A 16,388-nucleotide genomic window follows, 5' to 3' on the forward strand; every position below is an offset into this window, starting at 1 on the left:
CGGGCGGACAAGGTGACGGCCGGGGCGATGAGTGTTTTCGGCCAGAGGCGCGCCGGCTCCGGTCGCGGGTGCCCGCGCGGGAGCGTGGCCGCACCGACCGGGTGCCGGTGCGCGCGGGGCGCGCCCGTGCCGGCCGGCTGCCGCCGCTCGAAGCCGGGCCCGTACGGCCGACGGCGGCCACCGTCGCGAGTGCGTCCGGCGGCCGCCGCGGTGTTGCGGGGAGGTCGGGAAGGTCAGTGGGCCGGGGAGGTGGAGCCGGTAGGGGAGGTGGGGGAGGCCCGGCGGGGGCACCGGGTCGCCCGGGCCGTCAGGAGGCGGCGGGCTCCGCGGGGGCGCAGGCCACCCGGGTCTCCGGCGTGTTGTGGATGCCGTCCTTGGTGCGCTGCCCGTTCTCGTACTCGTAGTACAGGTACGAGTAGAAGCCGATGGTCCCGTTGCAGCCCGAGTCGGCCGCCACCTGGTACGTCAGGGTGACGGTCCGGGAGGTGCCGGGGGCCAGCGGGATGTCGTAGTTGACGCCGAGGGCGGTCGAGCCGGTGCCCGAGCAGGCGGCGCCCTGGGCGGTGCACGAGACGAAGCTGTACTTGAGGTCCTTGCGCTGGGTCGTCGCCCAGGTCGGCTGCACCGACTGGTACACGAACCGGATGTCCGTCGACTGGTTGTTGGTCAGGGTCATCGTCAGCGACACGGTCGAGCCCGGTGTGGTCACCGGCTGGTCGACGGTGAAGGCCAGGTCCGGGGTGTCGGCCGCGGCGGGCTGTGCCGCGCCGAGGCAGACGAGGGCAGTGGCGAGAGCGGCTGACTGTCCGAGGCGTCTCAGGTGTGTGATGCGCATGGGCCGGGAGGCTAGGAGAGCGCCGCCGAACCCGTCTGCCCCGCTCCGTGCCGGGCGGGTGTCGCCCGGCGCGAAACCGCCGTGGACCTGCGCGGGTCCGGAGGCCCGCGCAGCGCGTCCGTCTGGGCGCATATGCGCCGGACATTGCCGGTGCTCCCACCCTCCGCATCCGGTCGCTCACCGTGTGCGCGATGTCACTCAGCGGAAGTACGACAATGGCCGGTTCCGCGGCGCGGCGTTCCGACACCGGGCCCCGGAGGACTGCGGACCGGGGCGCGCCGGCGGGGCGCTCCCGGAGTGCGGCCCGGCCGGAGTGGAAGGACGATGAAGCCGATGAGCGGAGCGGCCGTGAGCAACGAACCCTTCAACCCGGGCATGAGCAGTCGTGCGCTGGTCGAGCTGCACCACGTCGACAAGCACTTCGGCCCGCTGCACGTCCTGCGGGACATCAATCTGACCGTCGACCGCGGTGAGGTGGTCGTCGTCATCGGCCCCTCCGGCGGAGGCAAGTCCACGCTCTGCCGCGCCATCAACCGCCTGGAGGCCGTCGACTCCGGCGAGATCGCCATCGACGGCCGCCCCCTGCCCGCCGAGGGCAGGGAACTCGCCAGGCTTCGCGCCGACGTCGGCATGGTCTTCCAGTCCTTCAACCTCTTCGCGCACAAGACCGTCCTGCAGAACGTGACCCTCGGCCAGATCAAGGTCCGCGGGAAGGACCGAAGGAGTGCCGAGGAGCGGGCCCGCACCCTTCTGGACCGCGTGGGCGTGGGGACGCAGGCCGACAAGTACCCCGCCCAGCTCTCCGGCGGACAGCAGCAGCGGGTGGCGATCGCCAGAGCGCTCGCCATGGACCCGAAGATCATGCTGTTCGACGAGCCGACCTCGGCCCTGGACCCGGAAATGATCAACGAGGTGCTGGAGGTCATGCGGCAGCTCGCCAGGGACGGGATGACCATGGTGGTCGTCACCCATGAGATGGGGTTCGCCCGTTCGGCCGCCAACCGCGTGGTGTTCATGGCCGACGGCAGGATCGTGGAGGAGAGCACACCCGAAGAGTTCTTCACCAACCCCCGTACCGACCGAGCCAAGGACTTCCTCTCGAAGATCCTCCACCACTGAGGCCCCGGCGCCCGCGGGCGCCCGCGCGTGACGTGCCGGGACCACGCACCACCCAGCGATCCCCAGGGATGATCACCATGATGCCTCGCAAGCTCTCCGCCGCGGCAGCCGCGGTGCTCGCGCTCGCACTCGCCGCCACGGCCTGCGGTTCGGACGGCGGCGGCGGTTCGGACGACGGGAAGAAGATCACCGTCGGAATCAAGTTCGACCAGCCCGGGGTCGGCCTGAAGACGCCGGACGGCGACTACGAGGGATTCGACGTCGACGTGGCCCGGTACGTGGCCGGGCAGCTCGGCTACGCCCCGTCCGACATCGTCTTCAAGGAGGCCAAGAGCGCCGACCGCGAGACGCTGCTCCAGCGCGGCGACGTCGACTTCATCGCGGCCTCGTACTCGATCAACGACGAGCGCCGCAAGAAGGTCGACTTCGCCGGGCCGTACTTCCTGGCGCACCAGGACGTGCTCGTCCGGGCCGGCGACGCCTCCATCGCCAAGCCGTCCGACCTGAACGACAAGAAGCTCTGCTCGGTCACCGGCTCCACCTCGGCGCAGAACGTCAAGACGAGGATCGCGCCACAGGCCCAGTTGCAGGAGTACGGCGGCTACTCCGAATGCCTGACTGGCCTGGAGAACAAGACCATCGACGCGCTGACGACCGACGACGCGATCCTCGCCGGTTATGCCGCGCAGGACCAGTTCAAGGGCAAGTTCCGGCTGGGCGGTTTCAAGCTGAGCGACGAGTTCTACGGGATCGGGGTGAAGAAGGGCGACACCGAACTCAAGAACAAGATCAATGCTGCGCTGCAGAAGATGGTCCAGGACGGCTCCTGGAAGAAGGCGGTGGAGGCCAACTTCGGACCGGCCGGCTATCGGAGCGAACCCCCGCCGCGGATCGGTGTCCTCGCCGGCTGACCCGGGCCACCGGGACCGCTCAGACCACCGGGACCGCTCAGGCCACCGAGACCACGTCACCGAGGCGCAATCGTGTTCGACTTCCTGCAGGGGTACGACGTGCTGGGGGCGTTCTGGGCGACCATCCGGCTCACCCTCTGGTCCGCGATCGGATCCCTGGTCTGGGGCACCGTGCTGGCCGCGATGCGGGTCAGCCCGGTGCCCGTGATGCGCGGCTTCGGCACCGGGTACGTCAACGTGCTCCGGAACATCCCGCTCACCGTGATCATCGTCTTCACGTCACTCGGGCTGTTCCAGACCCTGGGCGTCAGTCTCGGCGCCGACACCTTCGATGTGATCAACTTCCGGCTCGCCGTGCTCGGGCTGATCGCCTACACGTCGGCATTCGTCTGCGAGGCACTGCGGTCCGGCATCAACACCGTGCCCGTGGGCCAGGCGGAGGCGGCGCGTGCCCTCGGACTGAGCTTCGTCCAGGTGCTCACGCTCGTCGTCCTTCCCCAGGCCTTCCGCTCGGTCGTCGGCCCGCTCGCGAACGTGCTGATCGCCCTGACCAAGAACACCACCGTGGCCGCGGCCATCGGCGTCCCCGAGGCCGCGCTGCTGATGCGGGAGATGATCGAGAACGAGGCGCAGCTCATCCTCATCTCGGCCGTCTTCGCGGCGGGCTTCATCGTCCTCACCCTCCCCACCGGCCTGTTCCTCGGCTGGGTCGGCAAGAAGGTGGCGGTGAGGCGATGAGCTCCGTCCTGTACGACGTCCCAGGGCCCCGGGCCAGGCGGCGCAACATGCTGTACACGCTGGGTTTCCTGGTCGTCCTCGCGGCCCTGGCGTGGTGGGTCCTCGCGGGCCTCGCCGGCAAGGGCCAGCTGGAGTGGTCCAAATGGGCGCCGTTCTTCACCGACTCCCGGGTGTGGAGGACCTATCTCCTGCCGGGGCTCGAGAACACCCTCGTCGCCGCGGCGCTCTCACTGGCGATCGCGCTGCCGCTCGGCGCGGTCCTCGGCATCGCCCGGCTGTCGGACCACTGGTGGGTGCGCGGCTCGGCGGGCGCGGTGGTGGAGTTCTTCCGCGCCATCCCCGTGCTGATCCTGATGCTGTTCGCCAACGCGGCCTACGCCGCGTTCTCCGACATCAGCCCCGACACCCGGCCCCTGTACGCCGTGGTGACCGGTCTGGTGCTCTACAACTCCTCCGTGCTCGCCGAGGTCGTCCGGGCCGGGATCCTGGCACTGCCCCTGGGCCAGTCGGACGCGGCCAGGGCGATCGGCATGCGCAAGGGCCAGACGATGCGTTACGTGCTGCTGCCGCAGTCGGTGACGGCCATGCTCCCGGCGATCGTCAGCCAGATGGTGGTGATCGTGAAGGACACCGCCCTGGGCGGCGCGATGCTCGGCTTCGCCGACCTCCTGGCGTCGGTACGGCCGATGAGCGCCAACTACGGCGCCAACACCATCGCCGCCTTCACCGTCGTCGCCGTGATCTTCATCGTGCTGAACTTCGCGCTCACCTCGTTCGCGGCCCGGCTGGAGAGCCGGCTCCGGCGCGGCAGGAGGTCCACCGGCGCGGTGGTGGCCGCGGACGCGGTGGAGGAGCTGGCGACGCCGGGCGAGCACGTCGGACGCAAGCCGGAGCCGCCGGAGCGGCCCTGACGCACGGTCCGCCGATTTGCCGCCGCGCCGGAGCGGAGACGGGGAGGACCGCCGCGCCCGGCTTCCCGGCCCACCGCGCACTCTTGCCGGATGTGCCGTGCTTGCGGATGTGCCGTGCCGGTCGCGGGACCCCCTGCGCGGGGCTTCCCCAACCACCGCGACCATCAGGAGCGGCCCCGGCAAGGCGACACGCGATCGTCGCTCCCGCCCGGAGCCCATCGGGGCTAGTTGCTGCTCCGGATGACCGCGGGGCGGTTGAGCGGACCGCCGCCCGTGCAACTAGTCAGGGACATGGCCGTCGGCGCATCTCATATGACCGTTCCGCGTGAACCGGGTGACTCCTCAGGGCAGCACGGCCGGGGGAGAGGCGGCCGCCTGCGGCTCCCCTCCCCCGTCACCGCCGGTGCCTCGCTCCTCGCCGCGCTGCCGCTCGCGCTGCTGGCGACGGCCGCCTGGCTCGGCCGCCATGTGCGTCCCAGCGCCGACGAATGGTGCTTCCTGCCCGTGGTGCGCGACCAGGGCATCGGCGGGATGATCGGGAAGTTCTACGTCACCGACAACGGCCGCGTCGGCAACGGCCTCCTCGTCGGGCTGTACGCCCGGTTCCCCGTGGCGGGCCACCAGTGGTACGCGGCAGTGAGCGCGCTGTTCGTCCTGGCCGTGCTGTGGGCCCTCGTCGTCCTGCTGCTGCGCCGCGCACGCCGGTCGGTGCCGCGCGGAGTCGCGCCGCTCGTCGCCGCGATGGCCACCGCGGTCTTCCTCCTCGCGACCCCCAACACCTACAAGACCCTCTACTGGCCGGCGGGGTCCGTCTCGCACACCGTGGCCCCCGCGCTGGCCTGCGCCGCCGTCCTCCCGGCGCTGGCCGCCGGGACACGGCGCCGCCGTGCCGTCGCCCTGGCCGTCGCGGCCACCGCCGGGGTCTTCACGGGCACCCTCTCCGAGGAGACCTCGGTCGTGGCGCTGGTGGTCCTCGGGGGACTGCTGCTGTTCGGCCGCCGGCTCGTCACCGACCGGGTGTGGCCCTTCCTGCGGACGTGGGCGCTGACCGCCGCGACGGGAATCGCGGTCGGCACCGCCGTGCTGATGACCTCGCCGGGCTCCCTCCGCAGGCGCGAACGCTTCGGCGCCGAGACCACCTCGATCCTGGCGCCGGACTCCCTGCTCGCCTCGGCCCGCGGCTTCGCCCGGATCACGGAGACCGTCCTGACGACCTGGGAGTACGGGGGAGTCCTCGCCGCCGGAGTCCTGCTCGGCCTGCTCGTCCGTCCCGCCCGCGCCGGGACCGGTCCGGCCGTGCTGCGCCCGTGCCGCCCGCTGCCGCTCGCCTGCGCGGGCGTGCTCGCCGTCCTGGTCTCCGGCTATCTCTGCACCGTCGTCACCTATCCGGTCTTCGGCCCGCGCGTCGTGACCGCCGCCCGTACCTGGAACGACTACCTGCTCCTGTACGTCCTGGTGCTCGCCGGCGTGGGCGCCCTGCTGGGCCGGGCGCTGCGGGGGCGCGGCGCCCGGCCGTGGACGGTGGTGACGGCCGCGGCGGCCGCGGCGGCGCTCTACGCCGCGTCCGTCGTGGGGATGGCCCTGCCGCTGCACCATCTGGGCGGGGACATGCGGGTACGGGCCGGGCAGTGGGACCGTCAGGACACGGCGCTGCGCGCGGCGGCGGCGCGCGGGGCGGAGGTCGCGCCGTACACCCCGACCCCGGTCGCCGGGATGCTCGAACCGTTCCGCAACGGGGGCCGCATCGCCTGGCCCGCCCGGTGTGTCGCCGAGTACTACGGGCTGGAGCGGGTCACTCGCTCGACGCGGGTTCCGTGACGGTCCGCCGGGCACCCGACGTGATCGCCCAGCGTGCGACCAGGAACGACAGCGGGGTGACGAGAACCCCGGCGGCGACCGCCGCGAGATGCTCGTCCATGCCCAGCCGGCTGACGGCCAGATGGAGCAGCACTCCGCTTCCCACGAGACCGGCCGCCCCCGACAGCGGATAGCGCACGAAGCCGCGCCACGTCGGCCGGGTGCGGAGGGTGACGTACGAGTTGAGCAGGAACGAGCCCGTGACGCCCACCCCGTACGCCAGGGCGTGCGCGACCAGGTACGACAGCCACAGCAGGAGCAGGGCGTACACCCCGTAGTACACCCCGGTGTTGACCACCCCGATCACGGCGAAGACGGCGAACTGCCGCAGGACGGCGGTGTTCACCGGCGGGGCCGGGACTGCGCCGCGGCCGCCGGGGGAGCACCGTCCCCGGGCCGGGGCGAGGCGGCGTCGCTCTCGGCCACGACGTAGTGCGGCCGCCGTTTCGCCTCGTGGTAGATCCGGCCGACGTACTCGCCGATGACGCCGAGGGTCGCGAGCTGGATGCCGCTCAGGCCGACGATGGCGGTGATGAGCGTCGCGTACCCGGGTGTCTCGACGCCGTCGAGCACCGCGTTCGCGACGATCCACACCGCGTAGCCCAGGGCGGACAGGAAGAGCCAGAGTCCGGTGTGGATCGCCAGGCGCAGCGGACGGGTGTTGAAGGACAGCAGTCCGTCGATCCCGTAGTCGAGCAGGCGTCTGCCGCCCCACTTGGAACTGCCCGCGGCCCGCTCGACGTTGCGGTAGGTGAAACCGGCCGTCGGGAACCCGATCCAGGAGAAGAGCCCCTTGGAGAAGCGGTTGCTCTCCGGAAGCGACAGCACGGCCTCCACGGCGCGGCGCGACAGCAGCCGGAAGTCGCCCTCCCCGTCCGCGATCTCCACGTCCATGAAGTGTCGCACCATCCGGTAGTAGGCCCGGCTCAGCGCCGAGCGCACGGCGCCCTCGCCCGTGCGGTCACGACGGGCGACGACCTGGTCGTAGCCGTGCCGGTACAGCTCCAGCATCCGGGGCACCAGCTCGGGGGGATGCTGCAGATCGGCGTCCATGAGCACCACCGCGTCGCCCCGGGCCATCCGCATCCCGGCGAGCAGTGCGGCCTCCTTGCCGAAGTTGCGGCTGAAGGAGGAGTAGCGCACGTACGGCGAAGCCGCGGCGAGCGCCCTCAGCCGGTCGGCGGTCCCGTCGCCGCTCCCGTCGTCGACGTAGCAGATCTCGAAGCGCTCCCCGGTCGGCTCCAGCGCGGCGACCAGCGCCGTGTGGAAGGCGTCGAGCACCTCGCTCTCGTCGAAGCAGGGGACGACGACCGTCAGCTGGGGATGTGGCATGCCTCCAGTGGAACGCGGAAAGGGCCGCCCGGCCGCGGTACCTACTCCGCACGAGTGTGTCGGGGGCGCGATCGCCGGGCGGTGACGCGCGGGAGCCGCGGATGCCCCAGGTGCGGCGGCGGAGGACACCCGCATCCGCATTCGGAGCCGGAGCCGGAGCCGGAGTGGTCGGGCCGGCTCGCCGCGGCCCTGTGTCCCGGAGCGGCGGCAGCGCGTCGCCCGGACCGGTTCGCCACGGACGACACGCACGGGCGCGGCCGGCCTCCGCACGTGATGCGCACGAGGACCGGCCGCGCCCGGAGGTCGGGCCTCACTTGACCGAACCGGCCATCACTCCCTGGACGAAGTGCCGCTGGAAGGCGAAGAACACCACCACAGGCACGACCAGCGACAGGAACGCGCCAGGTGCCAGCACGTCGATGTTGCTGCCGAACTGCCGTACCTGCGACTGGAGTTCCACCGTGAGTGGCTGCGACGAACTGTCCGCGAAGAGCAGTGCCACGAGCATGTCGTTCCAGACCCAGAGGAACTGGAAGATCGCCAGGCTGGCGATCGCCGGACGTCCCACCGGCAGAACCAGCCGGGTGAAGATCCGCCACTCGCTGCCGCCGTCCATCCGCGCCGCCTCCAGCATCTCCCGGGGGATGTCCGCGAAGTAGTTCCGCAGCAGGAAGACGGCGAACGGCAGCCCGTAGGCCACGTGGAACAGCACCACGCCGGGGATCGTGCCGAACAGCCCCAGTTGGCCGAAGAGTTTGGCGACCGGCAGCAGACCCACCTGGACCGGTACCACGAGCAGCGCCACCACGAGCAGGAAGATCCAGTCCCGGCCCGGGAACTCCAACCAGGCGAAGGCGTATCCGGCGAGCGCCGCCAGGACGATGACCAGGGCGGTCGTCGGCACCGAAATCAGCACGGTGTTCCAGAACGCCTGGGTGATGCCCGCGTTCCCCAGCAGCTCCGTGTAGTTGTCGAAGGACAGCTGCCCGGGGCTGGTCAGCGTGGTCCACCAGCCGCTGGCCGCGTTGTCCTGGGGCGTACGCAGCGAGGACAGCAGCAGACCGGCGAGCGGGGTGATCCAGACCAGGCCGATCACCACCAGGAGGGCCTGGACCACGCCGTTGCCGAGCCAGCGGCCGAGCCGGCTGCCGGACTTCGCCCGAGCCGTGCCGCCGGGGGCGGCCGGCTCCTGCACGGCGGCGGGGTCGGTGAGGGTGGCGCTCATGACTGACTCCTGCGGAAACGGCGGACGTTGAAGACCATGGCGGGGATCACCAGCAGCAGGAGCAGGACGCCGAGCGCGCTGCCGAGCCCCTGGTCGTTGCCGCCGCCGAAGGACACCAGCCACATCTGGGTCGCCAGTACCGTGGCGTCCTCCTGCACCGGCCCGGGCGCGATGATGTAGACGAGGTCGAAGACCTTCATCACATTGATCACCAACGTCACGAAGACCACGGTCAGGATGGGCGCGAGCAGCGGGACGGTGATCCGGCGGAACACCTGCCACTCGTTGGCCCCGTCCATCCGGGCCGCCTCGAGCGTGTCGCGCGGCAGCGAGGACAGCCCGGCGCCGATGAGCACCATCGCGAACCCCGTCCAGATCCACAGGTAGGCGCCGATGATGGCCGGGGTGACCAGCGCGGGCCCGAGCCAGGAGACCCCCTCGTAGGGCGGCGCGAAGTTCGCCGCGGGCAGCCGCACCGTGTAGGAGCCCGCCTCCAGGTCCCGGAAGGCGAAGGAGCCGTCGGCCGCGGTGGTGGCGGAGGCGACGGTCCTGCCGTCCCGGACCGCCTCGACGGTCATCCGCGGCAGCCCGCTCTCGGTACGGTCGACCGTGCCCTGCTCACCGCCCCCGCCGGGGGTGAAGTCCAGATAGACGACGCCGGTCAGCTCACCGGCGCCCGCCTGCTTCCGCGCCGCCCCGTACGCGGGGCGCGCCTCCTCCGGGATCTCCGCGGGCTTCACACCGACGAGCCCGAGCGTGAGCACGTCTCCCGGTGACGCCGCACCGATCGTGGCGTAGGACCCGTCGGGCCCCTTGGCGAGGCCCTGTCCGTCCCTGGCTCGTGCGGTCGGGTACGGCGACGAGCCCTCGAAGGCGTCGTGCACGCCGACCACGGCCGCGTTGAGCACGCCCTTGTCCGGGTCCTCCTCGTAGGCGAGCCGGAAGATGATGCCGGCGGCGAGGAAGGAGACGGCCATCGGCATGAACAGCAGCAGCTTGAACGCCGTGGCCCAGCGCACCTTCTCCACCAGGACGGCCAGGATCAGCCCGAGTCCGGTGAGCAGGGTCGGCGCGACGACGACCCAGATGGCGCTGTTGCGGACCGCCTTGAGCGTGGCCGGATCGCGGAACATCTCGGCGTAGTTGCCGGCGCCGACGAACCGGGTGCCGGAGGCGTCGAAGAAGCTGCGCCCCACCGAGAACAGCACCGGGTAGACGACGAGCGCGCCGAGCAGCAGCAGCGCCGGGAGCACGAAGGCCAGGGCGACGATCCGCCGGCGCCGCCGGGCGCGCTGCCGGGGATCCCCGGCCCTCGTCGGCCGGGGCCGCCCCGCGGACGGGGCGGCCGGTGGTGTGGTGACTTCGGTCATGGGACGTCAGCCCTTGTACGCCTTGGCCGCGGCGTCCTCGAGACGGGCCGCGGTGGCCTTCGGGTCGGACGGGTCGCGCAGGAAGTCCTGGAGCAGCTTCCACTCGCCCGCGCCCTTGGTGCCGCCGAAGGCCGCGGGTGCCTGGTCGGACATGTCGAAGCGGACGGAGTCGCCGGCGTCGATCAGCGACTTGGCCGTCTCGCGGGCGGTGTCGTCGCCGTACGCCGCGAGGTCGAGCTTCTTGTTGGGGGAGAGGAAGCCGCCCGCCTCGGCCCAGACCGCCGCTGCCTCCGGGGTCGCCAGGTACTCCAGGAACGTCATCGCCGCCTTCTGGTTCTTGCCGTCCTTCAGCACGACCGCGGCGTCACCGCCGCTGACGACCGGCGCCTTGCCGCCGTCGACCGCGGGGAAGGGGAAGAAGGAGGCGTCCTCGCCGATCTTCTTGCCGAACTGGTCCTTGGCGACACCGGCGACGAAGTCGCCCTCGTAGACCATGCCCGCCTCGGGCTCGGGGCCGAAGACCTTCTCGACCGAGCCGGGGAAGTCGGTGGCGAGCGCGCCCTTCTGGCCGCCCGCGATGAGTTCCTTGTCGGAGAACAGCTTGCCGAGCGTGGTCAGCGCGTTCACCACGCTGGGGTCGGTCCACGGGAGCTTGTGCGCGGCGAGCTGGTCGTACTTCTCCGGACCGGCCTGGGAGAGGTAGATGTTCTCGAACCAGTCGGTGAGCGTCCAGCCGTCCTCACCGGCGACCGCGAAGGCGGGCAGGCCCGAGTCGGAGACCGCCTGGCCGGCCTTCAGCATGTCCGCGTACGTGGACGGGGGCTTGACGCCCGCCTGGTCCAGTGCGTCCGGGCTGTACCAGACGGTCGACTTGTGGGCGGCCTTGAAGTACAGGCCGTAGAGCGAGCCGTCCACGCTGCCGTAGTTCTTCCACACGGGCGCGAAGTTGCCGTCGACGGACTGCTCGGTGGTCTTCGACAGCGGCGTGAGCCAGCCGCTCTTCGCGAACTGCTGGAGCACACCGACCTGCGGGACCATCACCACGTCGGGGGCGTTGCCCCCCTCGATCTTGCTGCCGACGACGGTGGAGACGTTGTCGCCGGTGGAGACGAACTGCGTCTTGGCGCCGGTCTTCTCGGTGAAGGCGTCCAGCACCTTCTGGAAGTTCTTCTGTTCGGCGCCGGACCAGACGCCGGCGACCGTGATCGTCTGGCCGTCGAGGGACTTGTCGCCACCGCCGGCAGGCGTGACGGGGTCGCCGCCGCAGGCGGTCGCGCCGAGGGCGAGGGCCAGGGCGGTGCATCCGGCGAGCATCGTGCGTCGTGGGTTCATGGCGGAACTTCCTTACCGGTCGGGAAACGGGCGGAGCGTCGCAGAGCGTGGTTCAGGCGGTGGTGCGGTTCCGGGGACGGGTGGTTCGGGCGGTGGTGCGGTTCCGGGGACGGGTGGTTCAGGCGGTGGTGCCGTCGCCGATCCACCAGGCGGCGGTGGAGCCCGGCAGCGCACCGGTCGGGCAGGGGCCGCTGGACAGCAGCGGCGCACCGGAGACGGGGGCGGGTACGGCAGCGGTGCCGAAGTTGACGGCACACACCAGCCCGTCACCGCGGACGAAGGCGAGCACGTCCGGCGGGGAGTCGAGCCAGCGCAGGCTGCCCTCGCCGAGCTGCGGCAGCCCGCGGCGCAGCTGGAGACCGTCGCGGTACAGGTGCCAGAACGAGCGGGTGTCGGCGAGCGCGCGGTCGGTGGCGTGCTCGGCGAACCAGCCTGGCTGCGGCAGCCAGGGCTTGGCCCCTTCGGCCCCGGAGGTGAAGCCGAACGGCGAGGCATGGCCCGACCAGGGCAGCGGCACCCGGCATCCGTCGCGGATCCGCGCCCGGCTGCCGGTGCGCCGGAAGATCGGGTCGGTGAGCACCTCGTCGGGCAGGTCCACGACCTCCGGCAGGCCCAGCTCCTCGCCCTGGTAGACGTAGGCGGCGCCGGGCAGTGCCAGCATCAGCAGCGCGGCGGCCCGGGCACGGGCCGAGCCGAGCCCGCTGCCCTCCGTGCCGGACTCCCCGTACCGGGTCACGGTGCGGACCTGGTCATGGTTGTTCAGCACCCAGGTGACGGTGGAGCCGGTGCCGGCGATGTCCTGCATCGCCTCGGCGACGACCTTCCGGAACGCCGCGGCGTCCCACGGCGCGCTCAGCAGGTCGAAGAAGAAGGCCTGGTGCAGCTCGTCCGGCCGCACGTAACGGGCGTGCTCGCGCGCGGTCGGTACGGAGACCTCGCCCACCAGCAGGCGCTCCCGGCCGTCGCGGACGGTGTACTCCTCGCACACCGAACGCCAGTGGCGCCACACGTCGTGCACCTCGGGCTGGTTCCAGGCGAGGGGGTTGACGGAGTCGCGGGTGCGGGCGTCGGCCTCGGGGTCGGGGGAGTCGGGCAGCTCCGGGTGCTTGAAGAGCCCGGCGGCGACGTCGATCCGGAAGCCGTCGACGCCCCGGTCCAGCCAGAATCGCAGGACTTGGTCGAAGTGGGCGCCGGTCTCGGGGTTGCGCCAGTTCAGATCGGGCTGCTCGGGCGTGAACATGTGCAGGTACCACTGGCCGGGGCTGCCGTCCGCCTCGGTCACCCGACTCCAGGCGGGGCCGCCGAACATCGCGTGCCAGTTGTTCGGCGGCACGTCACCGCCGGGGCCGCGGCCCTCGGCGAAGTGGAACCGGGCGCGGGCCGCACTGCCGGGGCCCGCGGCGAGGGCCTCGCGGAACCACGCGTGCTCGCTGGAGCAGTGGTTGGGGACGATGTCGAGCAGCACCTTCATGTCGAGTCGCTGCGCGGCGGCGATCAGCAGCTCGAACTCGGCCAGGTCGCCGTAGACGGGGTCGACGTCGCAGTAGTCGGCGACGTCGTAGCCGTGGTCGTGCTGCGGCGAGGGGTAGAAGGGGCTCAGCCATATGCCGTCGACGCCGAGCTTCTTCAGGTACGGGAGTCCGGTGCGGACCCCGGCGAGGTCGCCGATCCCGTCGCCCGTGCTGTCCAGGAAGCTGCGGACGTACACCTGGTAGATCACCGCGTCGCGCCACCAGCGGTGCGAGGGGCGGTGCGAGAGGCCGTGGCCGGCCGTGGCTGTGAGCGTCACCCGTTGACCTGTTTCTTCGTGAAGGGGTGCCCGCGACCAGAAGGGCAGCGGTTATGCATGCATGTTAAGTAGGGGTGTCGAGAAGGTGTCAACGGTTGTGCGGGAAAGCCAAGGGAGTTGAGGGTTATGTCCGCAAATGTTCCTGCGATTCGAGCTCAGGGCGATGTGATCCCGTTACCTAACAGATAGGTAAGCGGGACGGGTGTGGATGGAGGAGCCGGGCGCTCAGCCCCGGCGGGCGACCGCGGAGAGCTCGCGGGAGAGCCGGCGTACGGCCTCGTCGGGGTCCTGGTGCTGTGCCATCGCGTCGTGCACGACGGCCTGCACGGCCAGGCTCACCTGCCCGTACCGCGCGCTCTTGGGCCGCGGCGCGGCGGACAGGACACTGGCCCGCAGGGCGGGCAGATAGGGGAACCGCCGGATCAGCCCGGGGTCCTGGTAGAGCTCCGCACGCACGGGCGGCAGCGCACCCTCCGTCAGCACCTGCCGCTGTACGGGGGCGCTGGTCAGATAAGCGATGAGGTCGTTCGCCGACTCCGGATGCCGGGCGCGGGCGCTGACCGCGAGGTTCGACCCGCCCAGCACGCTGGTGCCCGGGCCGTCGGGTCCGGGCAGCGGTACGGCGCCGAACTTCCCCGCCACCCGCGAGTCCCCGCCGGAGGCCCCGGCGTAGGCGTAGGGCCAGTTGCGCAGGAACAGCAGCCGGCCGTCCTGGAAGGCCTGCCGGGACTCCTCCTCCTTGAAGGTCAGCGCCTCGCCGGGGATCCAGCCGTCGCGCACCCCACGGGTGAGGAAGTCGAGGCCGGCGCGGGCCGCCGGGGAGTCCACGGTGACCCGGCCGTCGTCGTCGAGGATCGTGCCCCCGGCCGAGTACACCGCCTCCGTCGCGTTGACCGTGAGGCCCTCGTACGGCAGGAACTGCCCCGCGTAGCCGCCGAGACCGTACCGGGGGGCCAGCGTCCGCGCCTGGTGCTCCAGCTCCGCCCAGGTGCGCGGCGGAGTCAGGCCCTCACGGTCGAGGACGTCCTTGCGGTAGTAGAGCATCCCGGCATTCGTGACATACGGGACGGCGTACAGCTTTCCCTCGTACGTCGCCGTGTCGAGCACCGGCGGCAGGAAGCTGTCGAGCGGGAAGCGGCCCGCCTCCAGCGGGGCTATCCAGCCCGCAGCGGCGAACTCCGAGGTCCAGGCCACGTCCATGTTGAGGATGTCGTACCGGCCGTCGCCGGAGCGCAGACCCGTGGTCAGCTGCGCCCGGGTCTCGTCCGCGGAGTCCGGCAGCTCGACCAGAGTGACCCTCTCGTCCGGGTGGCTGCGGTTCCAGCCCTCCAGCAGCGGACCCAGATACCCGGTGAGATCCCCGGCGGTGGCCAGCGTCATGGGGCCGCGCCCCTCGCCCTGGGCCGCGCCGGCGGGGTCCGTGCCCGTCCCGGTGCCCGCCGAGACGTATCCCGCGAGGACCACCGCCGCGATCAGGAGCCCCCTACCGGCGGCACGTATCCACCGCATAGGTTCCTCCTGTGCACCGGCGTGGCTTCTTCGACCGCGTCCAGGGCATGTATACCCGTTAGGCATGGGCGATACTAGGGCCCGTATCGGATGACGAGAGCGATCCGGGCCACATCGGACACGGTAGCGGACCGCCCTCGGCCGGCCGGCGGACAACAGGGAGGAGGGGAGCGCGCGTGCGTCTGCCCCTCCTGGCGCTGCTGTCCCGGGGGCCCGCCCACGGCTACGAGCTCAAGCAGGACCTTGAGCAACTGCTGGGCTCGGCGTACCCTCAGCCGAACGTCGGCCAGATCTACGTGACGCTCGGGCGCCTGGAGAAGTCGGGGCTGATCCAGGGCGAGGAAGTCGCCCAGTCGAGCCGGCCCAACAAGAAGATCTACCGCCTCACCGACGCCGGGACGGAGGCGCTGCGCGCCTGGTTCGAGGAGACGGCGGACGAGCCGCGGGTACGGGACGACTTCTTCATGAAGCTCGCCCTCGCCCCGAGGACCGGACTCGCCGACCAGATCGCCCTCATCAACAAACAGCGACGCGAGTACCTCAACACCATGCGCAACCTGTCGAAGCTGTCCGCGACCGAGGAGCGGGACAACCGCATCGCCCATCTCCTGATCGAGGGAGCCATGCTGCACCTGCAGGCCGACCTCGACTGGCTGGAGCGCTGCCAGGAGGAGCTGGAGGGGCTGGAATGAGCCGCACCCCCGACCCGGAACGCACCGGCCGGACCCCGCTCCTGCGCGCCGAGGGGCTAATCAAGACCCATCACGGCGAGGGCGCACCCGCCCACGCCGTGCGAGGGGTGGACCTGTCCGTGCGCCACGGGGAGTTCGTCGCCGTCAGCGGGCCCTCCGGAGCCGGCAAGTCGACCCTCCTGCACCTGCTCGGCGGACTGCAGCGGCCCGACAGCGGAAGCATCTGGCTCGACGGCGAGTGCACCGACTCCTACAGCGAGGCCCGGTGGGCGACGGAGCGGCGGCGCCGGATCGGCATCGTCTTCCAGTTCTTCAACCTCGTGTCCAATCTCACCGTCGCCGACAACGTCGAGCTGCCCGCCCTGCTGGCAGGCACCGGCCCCCGGCAGGCGCGGGCCGAGCGCGAGAAGCTGCTCGCCGAGCTCGGCCTGGAGGGCAAGGCCCGCAGCATGCCGGGCGAGCTGTCCGGCGGTGAGCAGCAGCGCGTCGCACTGGCCCGCGCACTGGTCAACCATCCCCGGCTGCTGCTGGCCGACGAGCCCGCGGGCAGCCTCGACAGCAAGGGCACCCGCGAGGTCATGCGCCTGCTGTCCCGCTTCCACCAGCGCGGCCAGACCATCCTGCTCGTCACCCATGACGCGCGGCTCGCCAGCGCCGCCGACCGGGTCATCAGCTTCTTCGACGGCCGCATAGCCGACGACGCCGAGCTGGGCGGCACCCCCGCCCGGGGCACCGGGCTGTCCGGCGTCCTCGAACTGAAGGACTGAC

At 71.5% G+C, this 16,388-nt stretch carries 15 protein-coding genes; 7 read left to right on the forward strand and 8 right to left on the reverse strand.

Translation table 11 applies throughout. The features are described from left to right. Window positions 1-307: 307 nt before the first annotated feature. Window positions 308-835 (reverse strand): hypothetical protein, encoded by a 528-nt coding sequence (locus O7595_RS30555; RefSeq protein ID WP_269731809.1) that lies wholly within the window; start codon window positions 833-835, stop codon window positions 308-310. A 375-nt stretch (window positions 836-1,210) separates the two neighbouring features. On the opposite strand from O7595_RS30555, the gene O7595_RS30560 reads away from it, so the two are divergent. From O7595_RS30560 to O7595_RS30580, 5 genes are all read left to right on the forward strand, one after another. Beyond that, window positions 1,211-1,954 carry an amino acid ABC transporter ATP-binding protein gene (locus tag O7595_RS30560; RefSeq protein ID WP_443071871.1) on the forward strand — a complete coding sequence of 248 codons (744 nt, stop codon included), beginning with the start codon at window positions 1,211-1,213 and terminating at the stop codon, window positions 1,952-1,954. A gap of 77 nt (window positions 1,955-2,031) precedes the next feature. Continuing rightward, complete coding sequence (locus O7595_RS30565) at window positions 2,032-2,865, forward strand: glutamate ABC transporter substrate-binding protein (protein WP_269731812.1); 834 nt, start codon at window positions 2,032-2,034, stop codon at window positions 2,863-2,865. Between the two features lie 72 nt (window positions 2,866-2,937). Further along, a complete protein-coding gene (locus O7595_RS30570) occupies window positions 2,938-3,603 on the forward strand; it encodes an amino acid ABC transporter permease (RefSeq protein WP_269731813.1) in 666 nt (221 codons plus the stop codon). Next, window positions 3,600-4,514: an amino acid ABC transporter permease gene (locus tag O7595_RS30575; RefSeq protein WP_269731814.1), complete on the forward strand. Its 915-nt coding sequence runs from the start codon at window positions 3,600-3,602 to the stop codon at window positions 4,512-4,514. Before O7595_RS30570 ends, O7595_RS30575 begins: the two co-directional genes overlap by 4 nt. 291 nt (window positions 4,515-4,805) lie before the next feature. Continuing rightward, entirely contained in the window at window positions 4,806-6,332 is a 1,527-nt protein-coding gene (locus O7595_RS30580; RefSeq protein WP_443071872.1) for a DUF6056 family protein, read from the forward strand. On the opposite strand, the gene O7595_RS30585 is transcribed toward O7595_RS30580, so the two are convergent. The 7 genes from O7595_RS30585 to O7595_RS30615 all read right to left on the reverse strand — a co-directional run bounded on the left by O7595_RS30585 (window position 6,307) and on the right by O7595_RS30615 (window position 14,928). Further along, window positions 6,307-6,717: a GtrA family protein gene (locus tag O7595_RS30585; RefSeq protein ID WP_269731816.1), complete on the reverse strand. Its 411-nt coding sequence runs from the start codon at window positions 6,715-6,717 to the stop codon at window positions 6,307-6,309. The genes O7595_RS30580 and O7595_RS30585 overlap by 26 nt on opposite strands. Then, complete coding sequence (locus O7595_RS30590) at window positions 6,714-7,703, reverse strand: glycosyltransferase family 2 protein (protein ID WP_269731817.1); 990 nt, start codon at window positions 7,701-7,703, stop codon at window positions 6,714-6,716. Before O7595_RS30590 ends, O7595_RS30585 begins: the two co-directional genes overlap by 4 nt. Window positions 7,704-8,013: 310 nt before the next feature. Next, on the reverse strand, window positions 8,014-8,928 hold the full coding sequence (locus tag O7595_RS30595; protein WP_269731819.1) for a carbohydrate ABC transporter permease: 915 nt from the start codon (window positions 8,926-8,928) through the stop codon (window positions 8,014-8,016). Further along, window positions 8,925-10,298: an ABC transporter permease subunit gene (locus tag O7595_RS30600; RefSeq protein ID WP_269731820.1), complete on the reverse strand. Its 1,374-nt coding sequence runs from the start codon at window positions 10,296-10,298 to the stop codon at window positions 8,925-8,927. Before O7595_RS30600 ends, O7595_RS30595 begins: the two co-directional genes overlap by 4 nt. 6 nt (window positions 10,299-10,304) lie before the next feature. Continuing rightward, the gene (locus O7595_RS30605) at window positions 10,305-11,630 is read right to left on the reverse strand and encodes an ABC transporter substrate-binding protein (protein WP_269731821.1); all 1,326 of its coding nucleotides are present in this window, start codon (window positions 11,628-11,630) and stop codon (window positions 10,305-10,307) included. 118 nt (window positions 11,631-11,748) lie between these two features. Further along, on the reverse strand, window positions 11,749-13,419 hold the full coding sequence (locus tag O7595_RS30610; protein WP_269731822.1) for a glycoside hydrolase family 13 protein: 1,671 nt from the start codon (window positions 13,417-13,419) through the stop codon (window positions 11,749-11,751). A gap of 225 nt (window positions 13,420-13,644) precedes the next feature. Continuing rightward, window positions 13,645-14,928: an ABC transporter substrate-binding protein gene (locus O7595_RS30615; RefSeq protein ID WP_269731823.1), complete on the reverse strand. Its 1,284-nt coding sequence runs from the start codon at window positions 14,926-14,928 to the stop codon at window positions 13,645-13,647. Between the two features lie 176 nt (window positions 14,929-15,104). On the opposite strand from O7595_RS30615, the gene O7595_RS30620 reads away from it, so the two are divergent. Together O7595_RS30620 and O7595_RS30625 are read left to right on the forward strand one after the other, a co-directional pair. Next, on the forward strand, window positions 15,105-15,620 hold the full coding sequence (locus O7595_RS30620; protein ID WP_269731824.1) for a PadR family transcriptional regulator: 516 nt from the start codon (window positions 15,105-15,107) through the stop codon (window positions 15,618-15,620). Beyond that, window positions 15,617-16,387, forward strand: a complete 771-nt coding sequence (locus O7595_RS30625; RefSeq protein ID WP_269731825.1) for an ABC transporter ATP-binding protein — start codon at window positions 15,617-15,619, stop codon at window positions 16,385-16,387. Before O7595_RS30620 ends, O7595_RS30625 begins: the two co-directional genes overlap by 4 nt. Window position 16,388: the final 1 nt, after the last annotated feature.

The organism is Streptomyces sp. WMMC940 (assembly GCF_027460265.1).
Lineage (GTDB): Bacteria > Actinomycetota > Actinomycetes > Streptomycetales > Streptomycetaceae > Streptomyces.

Excerpts from the sequence above, each read along its gene's own strand:
- O7595_RS30555 (WP_269731809.1), bottom strand. The coding sequence starts at position 835 with ATGCGCATCACACACCTGAGACGCCTCGGACAGTCAGCCGCTCTCGCC.
- O7595_RS30560 (WP_443071871.1), top strand. The coding sequence starts at position 1,211 with ATGAGCAGTCGTGCGCTGGTCGAGCTGCACCACGTCGACAAGCACTTC.
- O7595_RS30565 (WP_269731812.1), top strand. The coding sequence starts at position 2,032 with ATGATGCCTCGCAAGCTCTCCGCCGCGGCAGCCGCGGTGCTCGCGCTC.
- O7595_RS30575 (WP_269731814.1), top strand. The coding sequence starts at position 3,600 with ATGAGCTCCGTCCTGTACGACGTCCCAGGGCCCCGGGCCAGGCGGCGC.
- O7595_RS30580 (WP_443071872.1), top strand. The coding sequence starts at position 4,806 with ATGGCCGTCGGCGCATCTCATATGACCGTTCCGCGTGAACCGGGTGAC.
- O7595_RS30590 (WP_269731817.1), bottom strand. The coding sequence starts at position 7,703 with ATGCCACATCCCCAGCTGACGGTCGTCGTCCCCTGCTTCGACGAGAGC.
- O7595_RS30595 (WP_269731819.1), bottom strand. The coding sequence starts at position 8,928 with ATGAGCGCCACCCTCACCGACCCCGCCGCCGTGCAGGAGCCGGCCGCC.
- O7595_RS30600 (WP_269731820.1), bottom strand. The coding sequence starts at position 10,298 with ATGACCGAAGTCACCACACCACCGGCCGCCCCGTCCGCGGGGCGGCCC.
- O7595_RS30605 (WP_269731821.1), bottom strand. The coding sequence starts at position 11,630 with ATGAACCCACGACGCACGATGCTCGCCGGATGCACCGCCCTGGCCCTC.
- O7595_RS30615 (WP_269731823.1), bottom strand. The coding sequence starts at position 14,928 with ATGCGGTGGATACGTGCCGCCGGTAGGGGGCTCCTGATCGCGGCGGTG.
- O7595_RS30625 (WP_269731825.1), top strand. The coding sequence starts at position 15,617 with ATGAGCCGCACCCCCGACCCGGAACGCACCGGCCGGACCCCGCTCCTG.